This is a genomic window from Castellaniella sp. UC4447_H14, assembly GCF_052978285.1.
Map to the genome: position 1 here is coordinate 203,765 of NZ_CM129666.1, position 14,779 is coordinate 218,543.

The 14,779-nt window shown below is 64.7% G+C and carries 16 protein-coding genes and 1 tRNA gene; 6 read left to right on the plus strand and 11 right to left on the minus strand.

Annotated elements, in window-relative coordinates; genetic code table 11:
* The gene (gene hutI, locus ACVCMJ_RS00955) at nt 1-1,227 is read left to right on the plus strand and encodes an imidazolonepropionase (RefSeq protein ID WP_447082488.1); all 1,227 of its coding nucleotides are present in this window, start codon (nt 1-3) and stop codon (nt 1,225-1,227) included.
* A gap of 16 nt (nt 1,228-1,243) precedes the next feature.
* Here hutI and hutH read toward each other — a convergent pair whose 3' ends face one another.
* The 8 genes from hutH to hutC all read right to left on the minus strand — a co-directional run bounded on the left by hutH (nt 1,244) and on the right by hutC (nt 10,347).
* Complete coding sequence (hutH, locus tag ACVCMJ_RS00960; protein ID WP_447082489.1) at nt 1,244-2,785, minus strand: histidine ammonia-lyase; 1,542 nt, start codon at nt 2,783-2,785, stop codon at nt 1,244-1,246.
* A 1-nt stretch (nt 2,786) separates the two neighbouring features.
* The gene (gene hutU, locus ACVCMJ_RS00965; RefSeq protein ID WP_447082490.1) at nt 2,787-4,511 is read right to left on the minus strand and encodes a urocanate hydratase; all 1,725 of its coding nucleotides are present in this window, start codon (nt 4,509-4,511) and stop codon (nt 2,787-2,789) included.
* 212 nt (nt 4,512-4,723) lie between these two features.
* Nucleotides 4,724-6,094, minus strand: coding sequence for an FAD-binding oxidoreductase (locus ACVCMJ_RS00970; RefSeq protein ID WP_447082491.1), 1,371 nt, complete (start codon nt 6,092-6,094; stop codon nt 4,724-4,726).
* An 11-nt stretch (nt 6,095-6,105) separates the two neighbouring features.
* A complete protein-coding gene (locus ACVCMJ_RS00975) occupies nt 6,106-6,924 on the minus strand; it encodes an amino acid ABC transporter ATP-binding protein (RefSeq protein ID WP_447082492.1) in 819 nt (272 codons plus the stop codon).
* Nucleotides 6,925-6,936: 12 nt separating this feature from the next.
* Nucleotides 6,937-7,578: an amino acid ABC transporter permease gene (locus ACVCMJ_RS00980; RefSeq protein ID WP_447082626.1), complete on the minus strand. Its 642-nt coding sequence runs from the start codon at nt 7,576-7,578 to the stop codon at nt 6,937-6,939.
* A 21-nt stretch (nt 7,579-7,599) separates the two neighbouring features.
* A complete protein-coding gene (locus tag ACVCMJ_RS00985) occupies nt 7,600-8,250 on the minus strand; it encodes an amino acid ABC transporter permease (RefSeq protein WP_447082493.1) in 651 nt (216 codons plus the stop codon).
* Nucleotides 8,251-8,363: 113 nt separating this feature from the next.
* A complete protein-coding gene (locus tag ACVCMJ_RS00990; protein ID WP_447082494.1) occupies nt 8,364-9,194 on the minus strand; it encodes a transporter substrate-binding domain-containing protein in 831 nt (276 codons plus the stop codon).
* Between the two features lie 421 nt (nt 9,195-9,615).
* On the minus strand, nt 9,616-10,347 hold the full coding sequence (gene hutC, locus ACVCMJ_RS00995; RefSeq protein ID WP_447082495.1) for a histidine utilization repressor: 732 nt from the start codon (nt 10,345-10,347) through the stop codon (nt 9,616-9,618).
* A 68-nt stretch (nt 10,348-10,415) separates the two neighbouring features.
* Here hutC and ACVCMJ_RS01000 point away from each other — a divergent pair.
* From ACVCMJ_RS01000 to ACVCMJ_RS01010, 3 genes are all read left to right on the plus strand, one after another.
* Nucleotides 10,416-10,506 (plus strand) — tRNA-Ser (locus ACVCMJ_RS01000).
* A 35-nt stretch (nt 10,507-10,541) separates the two neighbouring features.
* Complete coding sequence (locus ACVCMJ_RS01005; RefSeq protein ID WP_447082496.1) at nt 10,542-10,949, plus strand: DUF2231 domain-containing protein; 408 nt, start codon at nt 10,542-10,544, stop codon at nt 10,947-10,949.
* 416 nt (nt 10,950-11,365) lie between these two features.
* The gene (locus ACVCMJ_RS01010) at nt 11,366-11,992 is read left to right on the plus strand and encodes an SDR family oxidoreductase (RefSeq protein ID WP_447082743.1); all 627 of its coding nucleotides are present in this window, start codon (nt 11,366-11,368) and stop codon (nt 11,990-11,992) included.
* Nucleotides 11,993-12,009: 17 nt separating this feature from the next.
* Here the strand turns inward: ACVCMJ_RS01010 and ACVCMJ_RS01015 are convergent, their stop codons facing one another.
* The gene (locus ACVCMJ_RS01015) at nt 12,010-12,132 is read right to left on the minus strand and encodes a hypothetical protein (protein ID WP_447082744.1); all 123 of its coding nucleotides are present in this window, start codon (nt 12,130-12,132) and stop codon (nt 12,010-12,012) included.
* A gap of 24 nt (nt 12,133-12,156) precedes the next feature.
* Between ACVCMJ_RS01015 and ACVCMJ_RS01020 the strand changes: the two genes are divergently transcribed.
* Together ACVCMJ_RS01020 and ACVCMJ_RS01025 are read left to right on the plus strand one after the other, a co-directional pair.
* Nucleotides 12,157-12,318 (plus strand): type II toxin-antitoxin system HicA family toxin, encoded by a 162-nt coding sequence (locus ACVCMJ_RS01020; protein WP_447082498.1) that lies wholly within the window; start codon nt 12,157-12,159, stop codon nt 12,316-12,318.
* A gap of 27 nt (nt 12,319-12,345) precedes the next feature.
* Nucleotides 12,346-12,477, plus strand: coding sequence for a type II toxin-antitoxin system HicB family antitoxin (locus ACVCMJ_RS01025; RefSeq protein WP_447082499.1), 132 nt, complete (start codon nt 12,346-12,348; stop codon nt 12,475-12,477).
* Nucleotides 12,478-12,605: 128 nt separating this feature from the next.
* On the opposite strand, the gene ACVCMJ_RS01030 is transcribed toward ACVCMJ_RS01025, so the two are convergent.
* Nucleotides 12,606-14,093 carry a catalase gene (locus ACVCMJ_RS01030; protein WP_447082500.1) on the minus strand — a complete coding sequence of 496 codons (1,488 nt, stop codon included), beginning with the start codon at nt 14,091-14,093 and terminating at the stop codon, nt 12,606-12,608.
* Between the two features lie 56 nt (nt 14,094-14,149).
* Nucleotides 14,150-14,770 carry a GNAT family N-acetyltransferase gene (locus tag ACVCMJ_RS01035; RefSeq protein WP_447082501.1) on the minus strand — a complete coding sequence of 207 codons (621 nt, stop codon included), beginning with the start codon at nt 14,768-14,770 and terminating at the stop codon, nt 14,150-14,152.
* Between the last annotated feature and the right edge of the window lie 9 nt (nt 14,771-14,779).

The window sequence follows — 14,779 nt, forward strand, 5'->3', positions numbered from 1 at the left end:
ATGGCGACTGGTCCAACCCTGTGGAAAAACCTTCGCCTGGTGCCGCCCGGTTGGAGCGCGGGCGAGATACCGGCCTGCGATCTGCTCACCGAAGGGGGCCGCATCGTGTGGCTGGGCGCGCCGGGGGAGGCGCCTGCTGATCTCGCTTCCGGCGCGGCTCACCGCGATCTGGGCAACGCGCTGGTCACTCCGGGGCTGGTCGATTGCCATACCCACCTCATTCACGGCGGCCAGCGCGCCGACGAATTTTCCATGCGGCTGGCCGGCGCGAGCTACGAAGCGATTGCGCGGCAGGGCGGCGGCATCCTTTCCAGCGTACGTGCCACGCGTGCCGCATCCGAGGACGAGCTGTTTGCCCGGGCCTTGCGCCGGCTCGATGCGCTGCGCGCCGAGGGTGTCACGGCCATCGAAATCAAGTCGGGCTATGGGCTGGATCTGGCGACGGAGCGCAAGATGCTGCGGGTGGCCAGGCGGCTGGGAGAAGTCCGCCCCGTGACGGTGCGTACGACCTTCCTGGGGGCCCATGCACTGCCCCCGGAATATGCAGGTCGCGCCGATGAATACATTGACCTGGTGTGCGACATCATGCTGCCGGTGCTGGACGAGGAGGGGCTGGTCGACGCCGTGGACGTGTTCTGCGAGAACATCGGGTTTTCGCTGGCGCAGTCCGAACGGGTGCTGCAGGCCGCCACGCAGCGGGGCCTGGCTGTCAAGATGCATGCCGAGCAGTTGTCTCTGATGGGCGGCACGGCGGTGGCCGCGCGCTACGGGGCCTTGTCCGCCGATCATCTGGAATATTTGGACGAAGCCGGCGTGAAGCTCATGCATGATGCCGGAATGGTGGCCGTGCTGCTGCCGGGGGCCTTCTATTTCCTGCGTGAAACGCGCCGTCCGCCCATCGATCTGCTACGTCGCCACGGCGTACCGATGGCACTGGCGACCGACTGCAACCCGGGGACTTCTCCGAGCACGTCCCTGCTGCTCATGATGAACATGGCCTGCACGTTGTTTCGCATGACGGTGGGCGAAGCGCTGGACGGGGTGACGCGGCACGCGGCGGACGCCTTGGGCGCCCCCAGCGTGAGCGGCCGCCTGGCGGTGGGACATCTGGCCGACTTTGTGGCCTGGCACGTCGACAGTCCGGCCGAGCTCGCTTACTGGACCGGCCTGCCTCGCTGCGGTCTGGTCGTGCGACACGGCGAGGTTGTGCATGAGGCGGCCCTCTGATCGGCAGGGCGCTGGATCAAGGGACCAGCAGTTCGGGCTGATCCACGGTATACGAGCCGTCCAGCACATGGCGGGACAGGGCTTCGATGTCGGGAGCGAGCAGCCGGTCCTGCTGATAGAACGGCACTTCCTTGCGGATCTGCCCATGCAGCGCCTGTAGTGGCGCCGACGTTTTCAGCGGTGCGTGGAAATCGATGCCCTGCGCCGCACACATCAGTTCGATGCCGATGATGTGAGCCGTGTTGCGGGCCATGGGTACGAGCCTGCGCGCGGCGAAGGTCGCCATGCTGACATGGTCCTCCTGGTTGGCGGATGTGGGCAGGCTGTCCACGCTGGCCGGATGGGCCAGGGACTTGTTCTCCGAGGCCAGCGCCGCAGCCGTGACGTGGGCAATCATGAAGCCGGAATTCAACCCCGCGGACGGGACCAGGAAGGGCGGCAGGCCCGAGATGCTGGCGTCGATCAGCAGGGCGACGCGTCGTTCGGACAGGCCGCCGATCTCCGCGATGGCCAGGGCCAGGATGTCTGCCGCGAAGGCCACCGGTTCGGCGTGGAAGTTTCCGCCCGAGATCACCTGGTCCGGCAGGCCGTTCTGTCCGGGAAACACCAGCGGATTGTCGGTGACGGCGTTGGCTTCGATGAGCAGCGTGCGGGCGACCTGCTCCATGAGATCGAGCGCGGCGCCCATCACCTGCGGCTGACAACGCAGGCTGTATGGATCCTGCACCTTGTCGTCCGCCACGATGTGCGACTTGCGGATGGCGCTGTCGGCCAGCAGTGTGCGGTACATGTGCGCCGCGCGGGTTTGACCGGGTTGCCCCCGGATCTCGTGCACGCGCGGATCAAACGGTGCGTCGCTGCCCTTCGCGGCGTCCACGCTCATGGCACCGGCGAGCACGGCACTGTGAAACAGGCGTTCCGCCAGGAAAAGCCCGTGCAGCGCAAGCGCCGTGGATACCTGGGTGCCGTTGATGAGTGCGAGGCCTTCCTTGGCGGCCAGGTGGACGGGTGCAAGTTCCGCTTGCGACAGGGCCTGGTCGGCGGGCAGCCATTGGCCGTGCGCCAGGATGCGGCCTTCGCCGATCAGCGCCAGTGTCATGTGCGCCAGAGGCGCCAGGTCGCCCGAAGCGCCGACCGAGCCCTGTTCGGGGATATGCGGGATGAGCCCGGCGTTGAAGATGCCCAGCAGTGCCCTGACGACGTGTGTCCGGATGCCCGAATAGCCGCGCGCCAGACTGCCGATCTTCAGTGCCATCACCAGGCGCACGATACGCGGCTCCAGCGGTTCGCCCACGCCGACGGAATGGGACAGGATAAGGTTGCGCTGGAGCTGTTCGAGCTGTTCATCGGCGATCCGGGTCTTGGCGAGCTTGCCGAAGCCGGTGTTGATCCCGTAGGCCGGCGCGCCCTGCACGATGATGGTCTGCACGATGGCCGCCGAGTCCTCCATGGCGGTTTCGGCCCGCGCGGGCAGCGTCAGCGCCACCTCGCCGCGCCAGATGCGGCGCAACTGGTGCAAGTCGACCGCCCCCGGCTCCAGCATCAGCGTGTCCGCCATGTCAGGTCCCCCGCGAAGTCCCCGAAACCATCGGCAGATTCAGCCCGTAGTCTCGGGCCTTGGCGATGGCGGCGGGATAGCCGGCGTCCGCATGGCGCATCACGCCGCTGGCGCAATCGTTGACCAATACCCGCGCCAGGCGGCGGGCCGCCGCGTCCGTGCCGTCCGCCACGATGACCATGCCGGCGTGCTGGCTGTAGCCCATGCCTACGCCGCCGCCGTGGTGGAAGGACACCCAGCTCGCGCCGCTGGCCGTGTTCAGCAGCGCGTTGAGCAACGGCCAGTCGGAGACCGCGTCCGTGCCGTCGCGCATGGCCTCGGTCTCCCGGTTGGGACTGGCGACCGAGCCGGTATCCAGATGATCACGGCCGATCACGATGGGCGCTTTCAATTCGCCCGATCGCACCATCTCGTTGAAGGCCAGGCCGGCCACGTCGCGTTCTCCCAGCCCCAGCCAGCAGATGCGGGCCGGCAGCCCCTGGAATTCGATGCGCTCGCGGGCCATGTCCAGCCAGTGGATCATGTGCGTGTTGCGCGGGAACAGCTCCTTCAGCTTCTGGTCCGTCTTGTAGATGTCCTGCGGATCGCCCGACAGGGCCACCCAGCGGAATGGCCCTTTGCCTTCGCAGAACAGCGGGCGGATGTAGGCTGGCACGAAACCGGGGAAGTCGAAGGCGTTTTGCACCCCGGCGTCGAAGGCCGCCTGGCGGATGTTGTTGCCGTAGTCCACGGCGGGGATGCCAAGCGCGTGCAAGTCCAGCATGGCCTGTACGTGGCGGGCGCAGGACTGGCCGGCCGCCGCGCGCAGCCGTTCGTGCTGTGCCGGATCGTTCTGTGCGGCCCGCCATTGTTCCACCGTCCAGCCGGCCGGCAGGTAGCCGTGAATGAGGTCGTGCGCCGACGTTTGGTCGGTGACCAGGTCCGGACACAGGCCGCCCGCCCGGGCGCGCCGGGCGATGTCGGGGATGATGTCGGCGGCATTGCCCAGCAGTCCGATGGAGACGGCTTCACTTCTCTGGGTGTGTTGCCGGATCAGGCCCAGTGCCTCGTCCAGATTGCTGGCCTGTCGGTCCAGGTAGCGCGTGCGCAGCCGGAAATCGATGTGGTCCTGCTGGCATTCGACGGTCAGCGAGCAGGCGCCCGCGAAGCTGGCCGCCAGGGGCTGCGCGCCCCCCATGCCGCCCAATCCGGCCGTCAGTATCCAGCGGCCGCGCATGGATCCGCCGAAGTGCTGGCGGGCAGCCTCGGCGAAGGTCTCGTAGGTGCCTTGGACGATGCCCTGGGTGCCGATGTAGATCCAGCTCCCGGCCGTCATCTGGCCGAACATGAACAGACCGGCGCGGTCCAGCTCATTGAACTTTTCCCAGGTGGCCCATTTCGGAACCAGGTTGGAATTGGCGATCAGTACGCGCGGGGCGTCCGGGTGGGTCTTGAAGACCCCGACCGGCTTGCCCGACTGGATGAGCAGCGACTCGTCCTCGCCCAGTGTGCGCAGGCTCTGGAGAATGGCGTCGAAGCAGGCCCAGTTGCGGGCCGCGCGTCCGATCCCGCCGTAGACCACCAGATGCTTGGGATTTTCGGCGACCGCCGGGTCCAGGTTGTTCTGGATCATGCGATAGGCGGCCTCGATCACCCAGTTGCCGCAGTGGAGTTGCCCGCCGGTAGGCGCGTGAATTTCACGGCCGTCGTCGTAGCGGGGATCGTCGGAGGGATCTGCGGGGCTCATGGTCTGCTCCATGAAAGGGCTGGGCGGTGCTGGCGCGCGGCTAGCCGGGGCCCGACCGCCTGGAAGAAAAGAACAGGATCAAATGTATAGTGGGCTTTGTTAAATGTCTATACATATAAGTCCGCGAACCTGCTGCCCGGTAGCCCGGAATCAGAGGAACCCTTGCGGACTCCGGTGCGGCCCGACGCGGCCCAGCCGGTGCGCCCCGTTGTTCAGAGGTCGAGGACGCGGCCCCGGTTCAACTGCTCGCGCCCGTCCAGCAACTGCCGTATCTGGCGCATCAGCGCCAGTTCAGGTGCCGAGCGGCTGTGGTGCAGGAAGGGCTTCTTGATGCGGCCGATGCCGTGTTCGGCCGAGATGCTGCCGCCCACACGTTCAACCTCCTCGTACACCAGCGACTCGACCGCGCCCAGGTCCACCGGCGGGTGGGGGCCGGTAGACAGGTGCAGATTGCCGTCGCCCAGGTGCCCGAACAGCAGCCGACGCGCGTCCGGCCAGCGGGCATCCAGCCGGGCGCAGGCGCGTTCCATGAATCCCGGCAGGGCTTGCAGCGGGATCCCCACGTCGAAGGCGACGTAAGGCTGCATGCCGTGCAGGATTTCGCCGATGGCATCGCGCAGGCGCCAGAGTTGCGCGGCCTGTTGCCGGCTCTGGGGAAGGATGGCGTCCAGCGCCCGTCCGCTGGCGATACGCTCTTCCAGAAAATGGTGCAGCGCCTTGCCGTCGCCGTCGTCCGGCCGGCCGCTTTCGACTTCCAGCAGCACGCACAGCGGGTAGGCGCCGTCGAAGGGCTCGTGGGAGCCCAAGGTCTGCGCGGCGGCCTGCAGGTAGCCGCGCCACATCACCTCGAACGAGGACAGCGTGGGCAGCGTACTGCGAGCGGCTTTCAGCAGTTCCGTCAATTGGTTGAAGTCGGCCAGCGCCACCAGAGCGCTGTGGCGTTCGACCGGCTTGGGAAACAGCCGCAGCACCGCCCGTGTGACGATGCCCAGCGTGCCCTCCGTACCGATGAACAAGTGCTTCAGATCCAGTCCCGTGTTGTTCTTCAGGCCCTGGTTCATCATGGTGAGTACCGTGCCGTCGGCCAGCACGACTTCCAGGCCCAGCACCAGTTCGCGCATGGTGCCGTAGCGCAGCACCCGGTTGCCGCCGACGTTGGTGGCGATGTTGCCGCCGATCTGGCAGGAAGCGCGCGCCCCGCAGTCCATGGGGAAATACCAGCCCTGGGCTTCCACCTGCTGGCACAGAGCCTCCAGCACCACGCCGGCCTGCACCGTCACGGTGCCGCTGACGGCATCCAGCGCCTCGACCTTATCCATGAGCTCCAGCGATAGCACCACGTCGCCGGGATCAGGGATGGCGCCCCCCGCCATGCCAGTGCGGCCGCCCTGGATCGTCATCCGCTGGTTCTCCGCCACGCAGGCCCGGACGATGGCGGCGACCTCGGCCGTCGTGCGCGGGCGCAGCACCTGTGCAGGCAGACCTTCGGCCTTCAGTCCGCTGCCGTCCTGCAGGTAGCGCGACAGGTCGTCGTCGGGCCCCAGGCTGGAGATCCTCTTCGATAGCGTTTGCAAGGTAGGCATCCCGTTTCCTCTCATCGTTCCCAGAACGCGTTGCGGTCCAGGTAATTCTGCAGGAACTGCTTCAATCGTTCCTGCTGCACATCGCGAAAGAGTGTGGCGGGCGGGCCGCTGGCCGCGATCTTGCCCTGGTCAAGGAAAATCACCCGATCCGCAACCTGTGCCGCAAAGCCCATTTCATGCGTCACGACCATCATGGTCATGCCGTCGTGCGCCAGATTCTTCATGACCTGCAGCACTTCGCCCACGAGTTCCGGGTCCAGCGCGGACGTGGGTTCGTCGAACAGCATGATGTGCGGCTCCATGGCGAGCGCTCGCGCGATCGCCACGCGCTGCTGCTGGCCGCCCGACAGCCGGATGGGATAGGCGTCCGCCTTGGCGGCCAGGCCCACCCGCTCCAGCATGGCCATCGCTTTGCGGCGGGCCTCGTCGCGCGACAGCCGCTTGACGCGGATCAGCGCCTCGGCCACGTTCCCCAGCGCCGTCATGTGGGGCCACAGATTGAAGTGCTGGAAGACCATCCCCACGTGCTGGCGCACGCGGTTGATTTCGGCGGTCGTGGCGTCGCGCCGCCCTTGGCCCTGATTCACGTAGCCCAGAAGCTGGCCTTCGATGAAAATCTCGCCGGCGTCGTATTTTTCGAGGAAGGCAATGGAGCGCAGCAGCGTGCTCTTGCCCGAACCCGACGGGCCGATGATGCAGATGACCTCCGAGCGGCGCACTCCCAGCGAAATGCCGTCGAGCACACGGTTGGGTCCGAAGTGCTTGCTGATGCCGCGAATGTCGATCAGCGGCGCGTCGGGGCTGAGGGGCTGGGTTGCCGTGGGCGTCATGGTGCGGTTCTCTCAATGCTGCAGGAATCGGCTGGCCCTGGCTTCGGCCCAGCTTCCCAGTTTCTGTGTGACGCCGACCAGCAGCAGATAGCAGACGCTCAGGATCAGCATGGTCTGTACGTAGATGAACTGCTCGGAGCCGATCTGGGTCAGGATCGCGGTCAGCTCGGGGACCGTGACGATGGACAGGACCGAGGTTTCCTTGCTCAGGATAATGATCAGGTTCACCAGCGACGGGGTGATGATGACCAGCATCTGTGGAAGCTGCACGCGCCAGATGGTCGTCAGGCGCGACATGCCCAGGCATTGCGCGGCCTCGAGGTGGCCACGCGGAACCGATGTGAAGCCCGAGCGGAAGACTTCGGCGAAGTAGGCGCTGCCGTAGATGGCCAGCGCGATGATCCCGGCATCCAGCGCCTGCAGCGAGAGACCGAAATTCGGCCCGCCATAGTAGAGGATGAAGAGCTGCACCAGGAAGGGCGTGGTGCGCAGGACTTCGATGTAGATGCGCAGGACCGTGCGCACCCAGCGTCCCGCGAAGAGCTGCAGGACCGCGATCAGGAACCCCAGCGCCATGCCCAGCACGACCGCGCCCAGCCAGCTCACGATGGTGATGCCGAATCCGGACAGCACCTGTGGCCCGTATTGCTGGATCAGGGAGAGGCTGGCCGTCATCTACGCGCGCTCGAAATGCCGCTCGGCGTAGTGGCCCAGCACGGAGAGGATCCCGTTGACGGCCATGTACATCAGGCCCGCCGCGACATAGGCTTCCAGCGGACGAAAAGTGCTGGCCGCAATGTTCTGGGCCGTGCGGGTGATCTCCGCCACACCGACCACCGAGATCAGCGACGACGCCTTGACCAGCAGGATCATTTCATTGACCAGCGAGGGCGCTGTAAGCTTGAGCGCCTGGGGAATCTCGATGTGGACCAGGGTGGCGAACCGCGAGATGCCCAGCATTTGCGTGGCCTCGATCTGCCCACGCGGGATTCCCAGGAAGCCGCCCCGCAGGATCTCCCCCAGGTAGGCGCCTTCGCACAACGAAACGGCCGCGATGGCGGCGACGTCCGGGGAGACGTTGATTCCCAGGGTGGGCAGGAAATAGTAGGCGAGCATGAGCTGCACCAGCAGCGGCACGCCGCGGAAGACGAAGGTGTAGAAATTGCCCAGCCGGCGCATCGGCGGACGAGGCGACAGGCAGGCGCTGACCACGGCGATGGCGATCAGGAATCCAATCAGCAGCCCGACCGCAGAGACGAACACGGTCATCTGCGCCGCGCGCAGCAGCAGGGGCAGGGCATGCAGGAAAGACTGGGCGTCAAACATCAGGTCGACTGAAGTGCAACGTGAGGGGGGCGCGCGCACCGCGTCAGGTCCGTGCGCCCCCCTCATCGAGCCGCGCGGCCGGCCGTATGCGGGCCGGTCAGCGGGATCCGCGATCAGACGTTGGGAACGAAGTCCGCCGTCGGGACGTCCATCTCCATGCCGAACCACTTCTTCTGCAGGGCCGCCAGCCGGCCGTCCTTGTGCATGGTCAGGATCACGTCGTCGATCGCCTTGATGAGCGAGTCGCTGTTCGCGCCCTTGTGGCCCATGAAGGCAAAGTAGACCTTCTTCCCGATGCTGGGCTGGACCACCGCGAACGTGTCGGGGCGCTCCTTGGCGACCACGGCGATGTTGGTGATGGAGTTGCCCACGGCGAAGATACGTCCGTTCGCCAGGTCTGCGTAGGCCTGGTTGAAATCCACGTATTCGCGAACTTCCGGAGCCGGCTTCAGCGAGTTGGCGTACGTCTTGGTCTGATCCAGCTGCGCCGATCCTCGCTGGCTGCCGATCACTTTGCCGGCAATGTCTTCGGGCTTGGTGAAGGCCGTGTTCTTGGCGCTCTTCAGGAGCGCCACGGTACCGTCGGCGATGGGAAGCGTGAAGTGGTAGCGCTCCTTGCGCGCCTTGGTGACGTTCAAGGGTCCCGCCACGAAGTCGAACTTGTTGGCGTCCAGCCCGGGCAGCACACTGGCCCACGGCAGGTCGATGAAGCGGATTTTCACGCCCAGCGCCTTGCCGACCTCGGCGAAGAATTCTTTATTGAAGCCTTCCTGCTTGCCGTCCTTCAGAAAGTCGAACGGCGCGAACTGCATTTCGGTGCCAATGACCAGTTCTCCGGCCTTGTGGACATCGGCCAGCTGGCCGGCCTGCGCGGGCAGGGTGAAGGAAGCGGCCGCAAGGCAGGTACTGGCCAGCAGCCATTTGAACGTCCGGGTCATGCGCATGATGTGAGCTCCTCCTGATGCCTGCGCAGCGTCAGCCGCGCCTGTACCAATCGTTATGTGTCAGCGGCGGAATGAGGGCTTTTCAAGGCCCTGAAAAAGTATATACATTGGCAATGTGCTGTCAACGAACGTCGGCGTTGCAGCGGGGTTTCCCGGCAGATGCGGAGGGGCTCGCCGCGCGGCTGGCGTGTAAGGATACTATGGATCGCGAAGAACTCTGGACCGGACGTGATGATTCCGCCGAGAGTGGGGATACGCGCAGGCTCTACCAGACGATGAGCACACGGCCCGCGTGGTGGCGCGGTTGATGTGGATGCTGCTTCAGCCTTGAGGTCCGCGGAATCGGTCAGTTGGCTGTCCGGCTTGCCGCGATTGTTCACGGACTCGGTTGGCGCCCAGGTCCCGGCGATCCCGGCGGACGCTAGGTCCGGCCGGCCAGCTTGTAGCGATTCCCGGGGTACCACATGGTGGCCTGTGAGGCGAACGCGCCGCCCGAGAACGTCGTTCTGTCCAGCACCAGACAGGGTTGAGCCGGCGGGATGTCCAACGGGGTGGCAATTTCTTCGGGCGGCAGCTTGACCTCGATGGTATAGAGCCCGCTGGGTCCGGGAGCCGCCCGCATCAGGTATTCGTTGGGGGTGGTATCGGTCCAGTCCTGATCGAGGTAATCCGGCATGCGGTGGGCGTCGACCACGCGATCTTCGAGCTGGATGGGCATGGCGTTTTCGTAATGCACGATGATCGAACGAAAGAGCGGCGCCCCTGCCCCCAGATGAAAGCGCTGTGTCTGGTTGGCTGTGACCTGCGTGCGATCCAGGTGCAGCACCCGGCAGGAATGGCGATGCCCTCGATCCCTGATGTCCTGCGCGATGCTGCGGATTTCGATCAGTGTGGAAGGAATCTTGGCTGCGGCGACATATGTTCCCGACCCCTGGTACCGTACCAGGATCTGGTCGGCGGTCAGCTCCCGCAATGCGCGGTGCACGGTCATGCGTGACACGCCGAACTGCCGGCACAGCGCCAGTTCCGTCGGAATCAGGTCGCCTTCGGTCCAGACGCCCTGTTGAACCTGTGCGAGCACGTAGTCCTTGACGCGCTGGTAGGCGGGGATGGCCCGATCGGCAGGCGGGGAAACCTGTGCCTTGCGGTGCATGGCAAGCGTCCTGTTGGGGGTTGGGGCTCATTCTATGCTAAGATGCGCGCCTTGACCGCAGTCGTGCCGGAGAGGTGGCAGAGTGGTCGAATGTACCTGACTCGAAATCAGGCGTACGGTTTCCCCGTACCGTGGGTTCGAATCCCACCCTCTCCGCCAGAACGTCAATAAAATCGGGCTGCTACTCTCGAGTCATGCGCCATCCCCTTCATCCTGTTCTGGTTCATTTCCCCATCGCCTGCTGGTCCCTCGCGACCTTTGCAGACTTCGCGAGCCTGCGGTCAGGCCAGTCCTTATGGCATTGGTCCGCAGGTTTGCTGTCCGTCGGCTGCTTGATCGCCTTGGCGGCCATGCTGGCGGGCCTGCTCGAATTTTCACGCGTTCCGAATGGCGCGGCTCTGCGTGACACCTTTCTGCACTTGAGCCTTATGCTGGCGGCGTTCTTGCTGTACGCCTTCCGCTTGGTGTTGCGGATGGATCATGCGCATCCTTTGCCCCCTGACGCGCTTTCTCTGTCAATCGACGCAGCAGCGTTCATCGTGCTCCTCGCCGGTGGCTGGCTGGGAGGGCGGCTTGTCTTCGGTTACGGCATCGGCCGGTAAACCGATCCTCGAGGCGACCGGCGACTACGCGGTGGGTTGATACCGCCTTGGTGGGTCCCATCGACCTGATGAACGAAATCGCGGCCGGGCATCAACTCTCGATGACCCGTGCCCGCGCATCGGTGCGTTGCTGAGAAGGCGCTGCGAGAGCTGATTGGGAGTCACCTGTTGGAATATCCAGGCCTCCACACACCATAGCCCAGGTAAAGAGGGGGGCGGGTCGGGTTGTCGGAGCTCCAGATGTCGCCTAAGATTGCGCCAAGGAGTTCCACACAACGCGTTCCATCGCACTGTGTAGAACTGCTGGGTTTTCCAGGAAAGACGCGCTTCCCGGGGGGGGGCGTCGGCGGATCGCAGGTGGCGCTATGGGACCAGGTATCTTGATTGTCGGGGCTAGCGGTTTGGTCGGACAAGGCGTGCTCAAGGTGGTCCTGCAGGACGCATCGATCAACCGGATCGTTCTGCTGGTGCGGCGCCCGATCCAGGTCGCGGACGAGCGGGTCTCGCTCTTGCAGGCTGATGTGTTTTCTGAGGACAACCTGCGCCGGCTGGAATGGGGCGGATTGGACGCCTGTTTTTATTGCGCCGGACCATTGCCTTTGGGCGTGAGCGAGGCGGCCTACCGCGAGCTGACCGTTCAGATGACCGTACGGGTTGCGTCTGCTTATGCCGCCGGCAATCCCCGGGGCAGATTCCTGTATGTCTCCGGCATGGGGGCCGATATCAATAGCCGCCTGATGCCGTTCAGGATCAAGGGAGAAGCCGAGCAGGCCCTGCGCGCACTGGGGATTCCGGTATGTTGCCTCCGTCCTGGCGGGGCTCGTCCGGTGCAAGGGGAAACTTCCCCTTATCCGGCCCGCCAATGGGTTTACAGGCTTGGGGACCCGATTCTGGCACTATTTTGTCGGATGGCTCCTAAACAGTTCACGACCACCCGGGCGATCGGACAAGCCATGTTGCAAGCCGCCCGCATGACACCTATGCCCGCGGTGCTGGACAATACGGCCATCAATGCGGCCGCCGTGGATCGTTCGAATCCCTGAGCCTTGTTACGGGGCTTTCAGTAACCGTAGAACCCTTCTTCACGGATGTCGCTATCGGCGATGCCCATGCGTTCGAGCAATTCGTAGGTGGCCCCGACCATGTCGGGAGGACCCGCCAGATAGAACAACGGATCCGCCATTCCCCTGAGTGCCCTTTCGATCTTTTGAGAGTCGATGCGGCCGACGGCTGGTATCTGGTGCATACCGTTAGGTCACATCACCAGTTCAGGCATCCAACCAAGCCTGGCAAGGTCACAGTGCCGCACCCCAAGAAGGACCTGCCGGTGGCGACGCAGCGCAGCATCCTCAAACAAGCGGGCCTGTGATAAGCAAGGCCGCCAGGAGAAAACAAAATGCTCTATCCGATCCATGTGGACAAGGACCAAGACAGTGCCTACGGCGCGTCTTTTACCGACTTGCCCGGATGCTTCGCCGGCGCCGAGGACCTACAGGGTCCGCCTCGCGCTGCCGTATTCACGCGGTAGCTAACGATCAACGCCTGTCGCGCTCCGCCTTCCTGGCGAAGGCGGCGGAGCGGGAAATGGCGGAAGCCTGACATGAGAAGCTCTGCGGCCGCGCATGATCGAAACATGACCATATCGGGCGTTGCGCGCTAAGCCTCGCCCATGCCCTCGGCCGGTTTGGGCGCAGCGCCGGATTTCACTTTCTCTTCGATTTGTCGCCCGACCTCGGCGTCGACATTCTTCCAGAGTTCGAAGGCGCGTTCGAGCACGGTGCCGTACACCCCATCCAGCAGACTGCCGGCCACCTGGTCGACGAATTGCTGGCGTTGCGCGTCGTTCCATACGTTGCGCACCAACGCGTGCGCCTGGCCGAAGTCGTCGTCTTCGGCGTGCAAGGAGTAGGCACTGCGCATCATGTCGCCGTCGGCTTCCCACCCATCCGGGGCGGGCCCAGTGTCGTCGGCGTACGGCCGCCCGCCGCTGTTGGGTGCATAGACGGGCGCGTTGCCGCTATGCTCAAACGCCATATGGCCATCGAACAGGTAGGTGTTGACGGGAGTTTTGGGCTGGTTTACGGGAAGCTGGTGGAAGTTCGCGCCGATGCGATTGCGCTGCGCGTCGCTATAGGCAAACGCGCGGCCCAGCAGCATCTTGTCGGGTGACAGTCCGATGCCGGGGACCGTGTTGCCCGGGGAAAAGGCAGCCTGCTCGATCTGGGCGAAGAAGTTTTCCGGGTTGCGGTTCAGCGTCATCGTTCCCACCCGAATCAAGGGATAGTCCGCGTGCGGCCACACCTTGGTCAGGTCGAAGGGATTGAACCGGTAGGTCTTGGCGTCCGCATAGGGCATGATCTGCACGGACAGCGTCCAGCTCGGGTAGTTGCCGCCGGCAATGGCCGTGAACAGATCCCGCCGGTGAAAGTCCGCGTCGGTACCGGCCATGGCGGCTGCCTCGGCGTTATTGAAAAACTGCATGCCCTGGTTGGTGTGGAAGTGATATTTCACCCAGAATTTCTCGCCGGCGGCATTGATCCACATATAGGTGTGTGACCCGTAGCCGTTCATGTGGCGCCAGGTCCGAGGTAGTCCCCGTTCCCCCATGAGGTAGGTGACCTGGTGGGCACTTTCGGGGTTGCTGGTCCAGAAGTCCCACTGCATATGGTTGTTGCGCAGACCCGAGTCGGGCAAGCGCTTCTGGCTGCGGATGAAGTGGGGAAACTTCATGGGATCGCGCACGAAGAAGATGGGTGTGTTGTTGCCCACCAGGTCGTAGTTGCCTTCGTCGGTGTAGAACTTCAGGGAAAAGCCGCGCACGTCGCGCCATGTGTCAGGGCTGCCGGATTCGCCTGCCACCGTCGAGAAACGCGCGAGCATGTCGGTACTCGCGCCTTTCTGGAAAAGCGCCGCGCGGGTGTAAGCGGAGACGTCCTCGGTGGTGGCGAACACCCCGAAAGCGCCCGCGCCTTTGGCGTGTGGTTGCCGCTCCGGCACCTTCTCACGGTTGAAGTGTGCCATTTGTTCCAGAAAGTGCACGTCGTGGAGCAGAATTGGCCCATTTGGGCCAATCGTCAGTGAGTGGCGATCACTGGGCGCCGGGGCGCCCGTGCTCGTCGTGGATCTGCCTTTCGAGTCGGACATTTTGAGTCCCTCCTGCACGGAGCTGTGGTAGCTTCAAGCTACCACTTCGCTCCCGATTAGGGAACCGGTCGACGCTTCTGCCCCAGTAGATACAGCAGGTGCGCCCGGACTTCCGGCCACTCTCCCGCCAGCAGGCTGTACATCACGGTGTCGCGCACCGTCCCGTCCCGGCGCAGCGCGTGGTGGCGCAGCACACCGTCGCGCCGGGCGCCCAGGCGCTCGATGGCACGTTGGGAGGCCAGGTTGAAATTGTCCGTTCGCCAGCCTACGACGGCGGCGCCCAAGCCGTCGAAGGCATGCTGCAGCAGCAGGAGCTTGCAGGCCGTGTTCACGTGGGTGCGTTGGTGCGATCGGGCGTACCATGTATGGCCGATTTCCAGGCGCGCAACGGCCGGAACGATGTCGTGATAGCTCGTCGTGCCCAGGATGGTTTCGTGATCGGCCTCCAGCACGGTGAAACACAGCATGCGGCCCTCGGCCTGCGCCTGCAGTGCCTGGGCGATGTAGCTTTCGGTCTCGTCGGGGGCCGGGACTGACGTGATGCGCAGGTTCCAGAGTGCGCCATCGGCCGCCGCGGCGCGCAATCCCGGTGCGTGCGCTGGGGACAGCGGGACCAGGCGAACGCCGTGGCCCTCCAGCGTGACGGGTTGCGGCAGATGAGTGAATGCGCTGTTCATACGGACGTT

Excerpts from the sequence above, each read along its gene's own strand:
- hutI (WP_447082488.1), top strand. The coding sequence starts at position 1 with ATGGCGACTGGTCCAACCCTGTGGAAAAACCTTCGCCTGGTGCCGCCC.
- hutH (WP_447082489.1), bottom strand. The coding sequence starts at position 2,785 with ATGGCGGACACGCTGATGCTGGAGCCGGGGGCGGTCGACTTGCACCAG.
- hutU (WP_447082490.1), bottom strand. The coding sequence starts at position 4,511 with ATGAGCCCCGCAGATCCCTCCGACGATCCCCGCTACGACGACGGCCGT.
- ACVCMJ_RS00970 (WP_447082491.1), bottom strand. The coding sequence starts at position 6,094 with ATGCCTACCTTGCAAACGCTATCGAAGAGGATCTCCAGCCTGGGGCCC.
- ACVCMJ_RS00975 (WP_447082492.1), bottom strand. The coding sequence starts at position 6,924 with ATGACGCCCACGGCAACCCAGCCCCTCAGCCCCGACGCGCCGCTGATC.
- ACVCMJ_RS00985 (WP_447082493.1), bottom strand. The coding sequence starts at position 8,250 with ATGTTTGACGCCCAGTCTTTCCTGCATGCCCTGCCCCTGCTGCTGCGC.
- ACVCMJ_RS00990 (WP_447082494.1), bottom strand. The coding sequence starts at position 9,194 with ATGCGCATGACCCGGACGTTCAAATGGCTGCTGGCCAGTACCTGCCTT.
- hutC (WP_447082495.1), bottom strand. The coding sequence starts at position 10,347 with ATGCACCGCAAGGCACAGGTTTCCCCGCCTGCCGATCGGGCCATCCCC.
- ACVCMJ_RS01005 (WP_447082496.1), top strand. The coding sequence starts at position 10,542 with ATGCGCCATCCCCTTCATCCTGTTCTGGTTCATTTCCCCATCGCCTGC.
- ACVCMJ_RS01015 (WP_447082744.1), bottom strand. The coding sequence starts at position 12,132 with ATGGCGGATCCGTTGTTCTATCTGGCGGGTCCTCCCGACATGGTCGGG.
- ACVCMJ_RS01025 (WP_447082499.1), top strand. The coding sequence starts at position 12,346 with ATGCTCTATCCGATCCATGTGGACAAGGACCAAGACAGTGCCTACGGC.
- ACVCMJ_RS01030 (WP_447082500.1), bottom strand. The coding sequence starts at position 14,093 with ATGTCCGACTCGAAAGGCAGATCCACGACGAGCACGGGCGCCCCGGCG.
- ACVCMJ_RS01035 (WP_447082501.1), bottom strand. The coding sequence starts at position 14,770 with ATGAACAGCGCATTCACTCATCTGCCGCAACCCGTCACGCTGGAGGGC.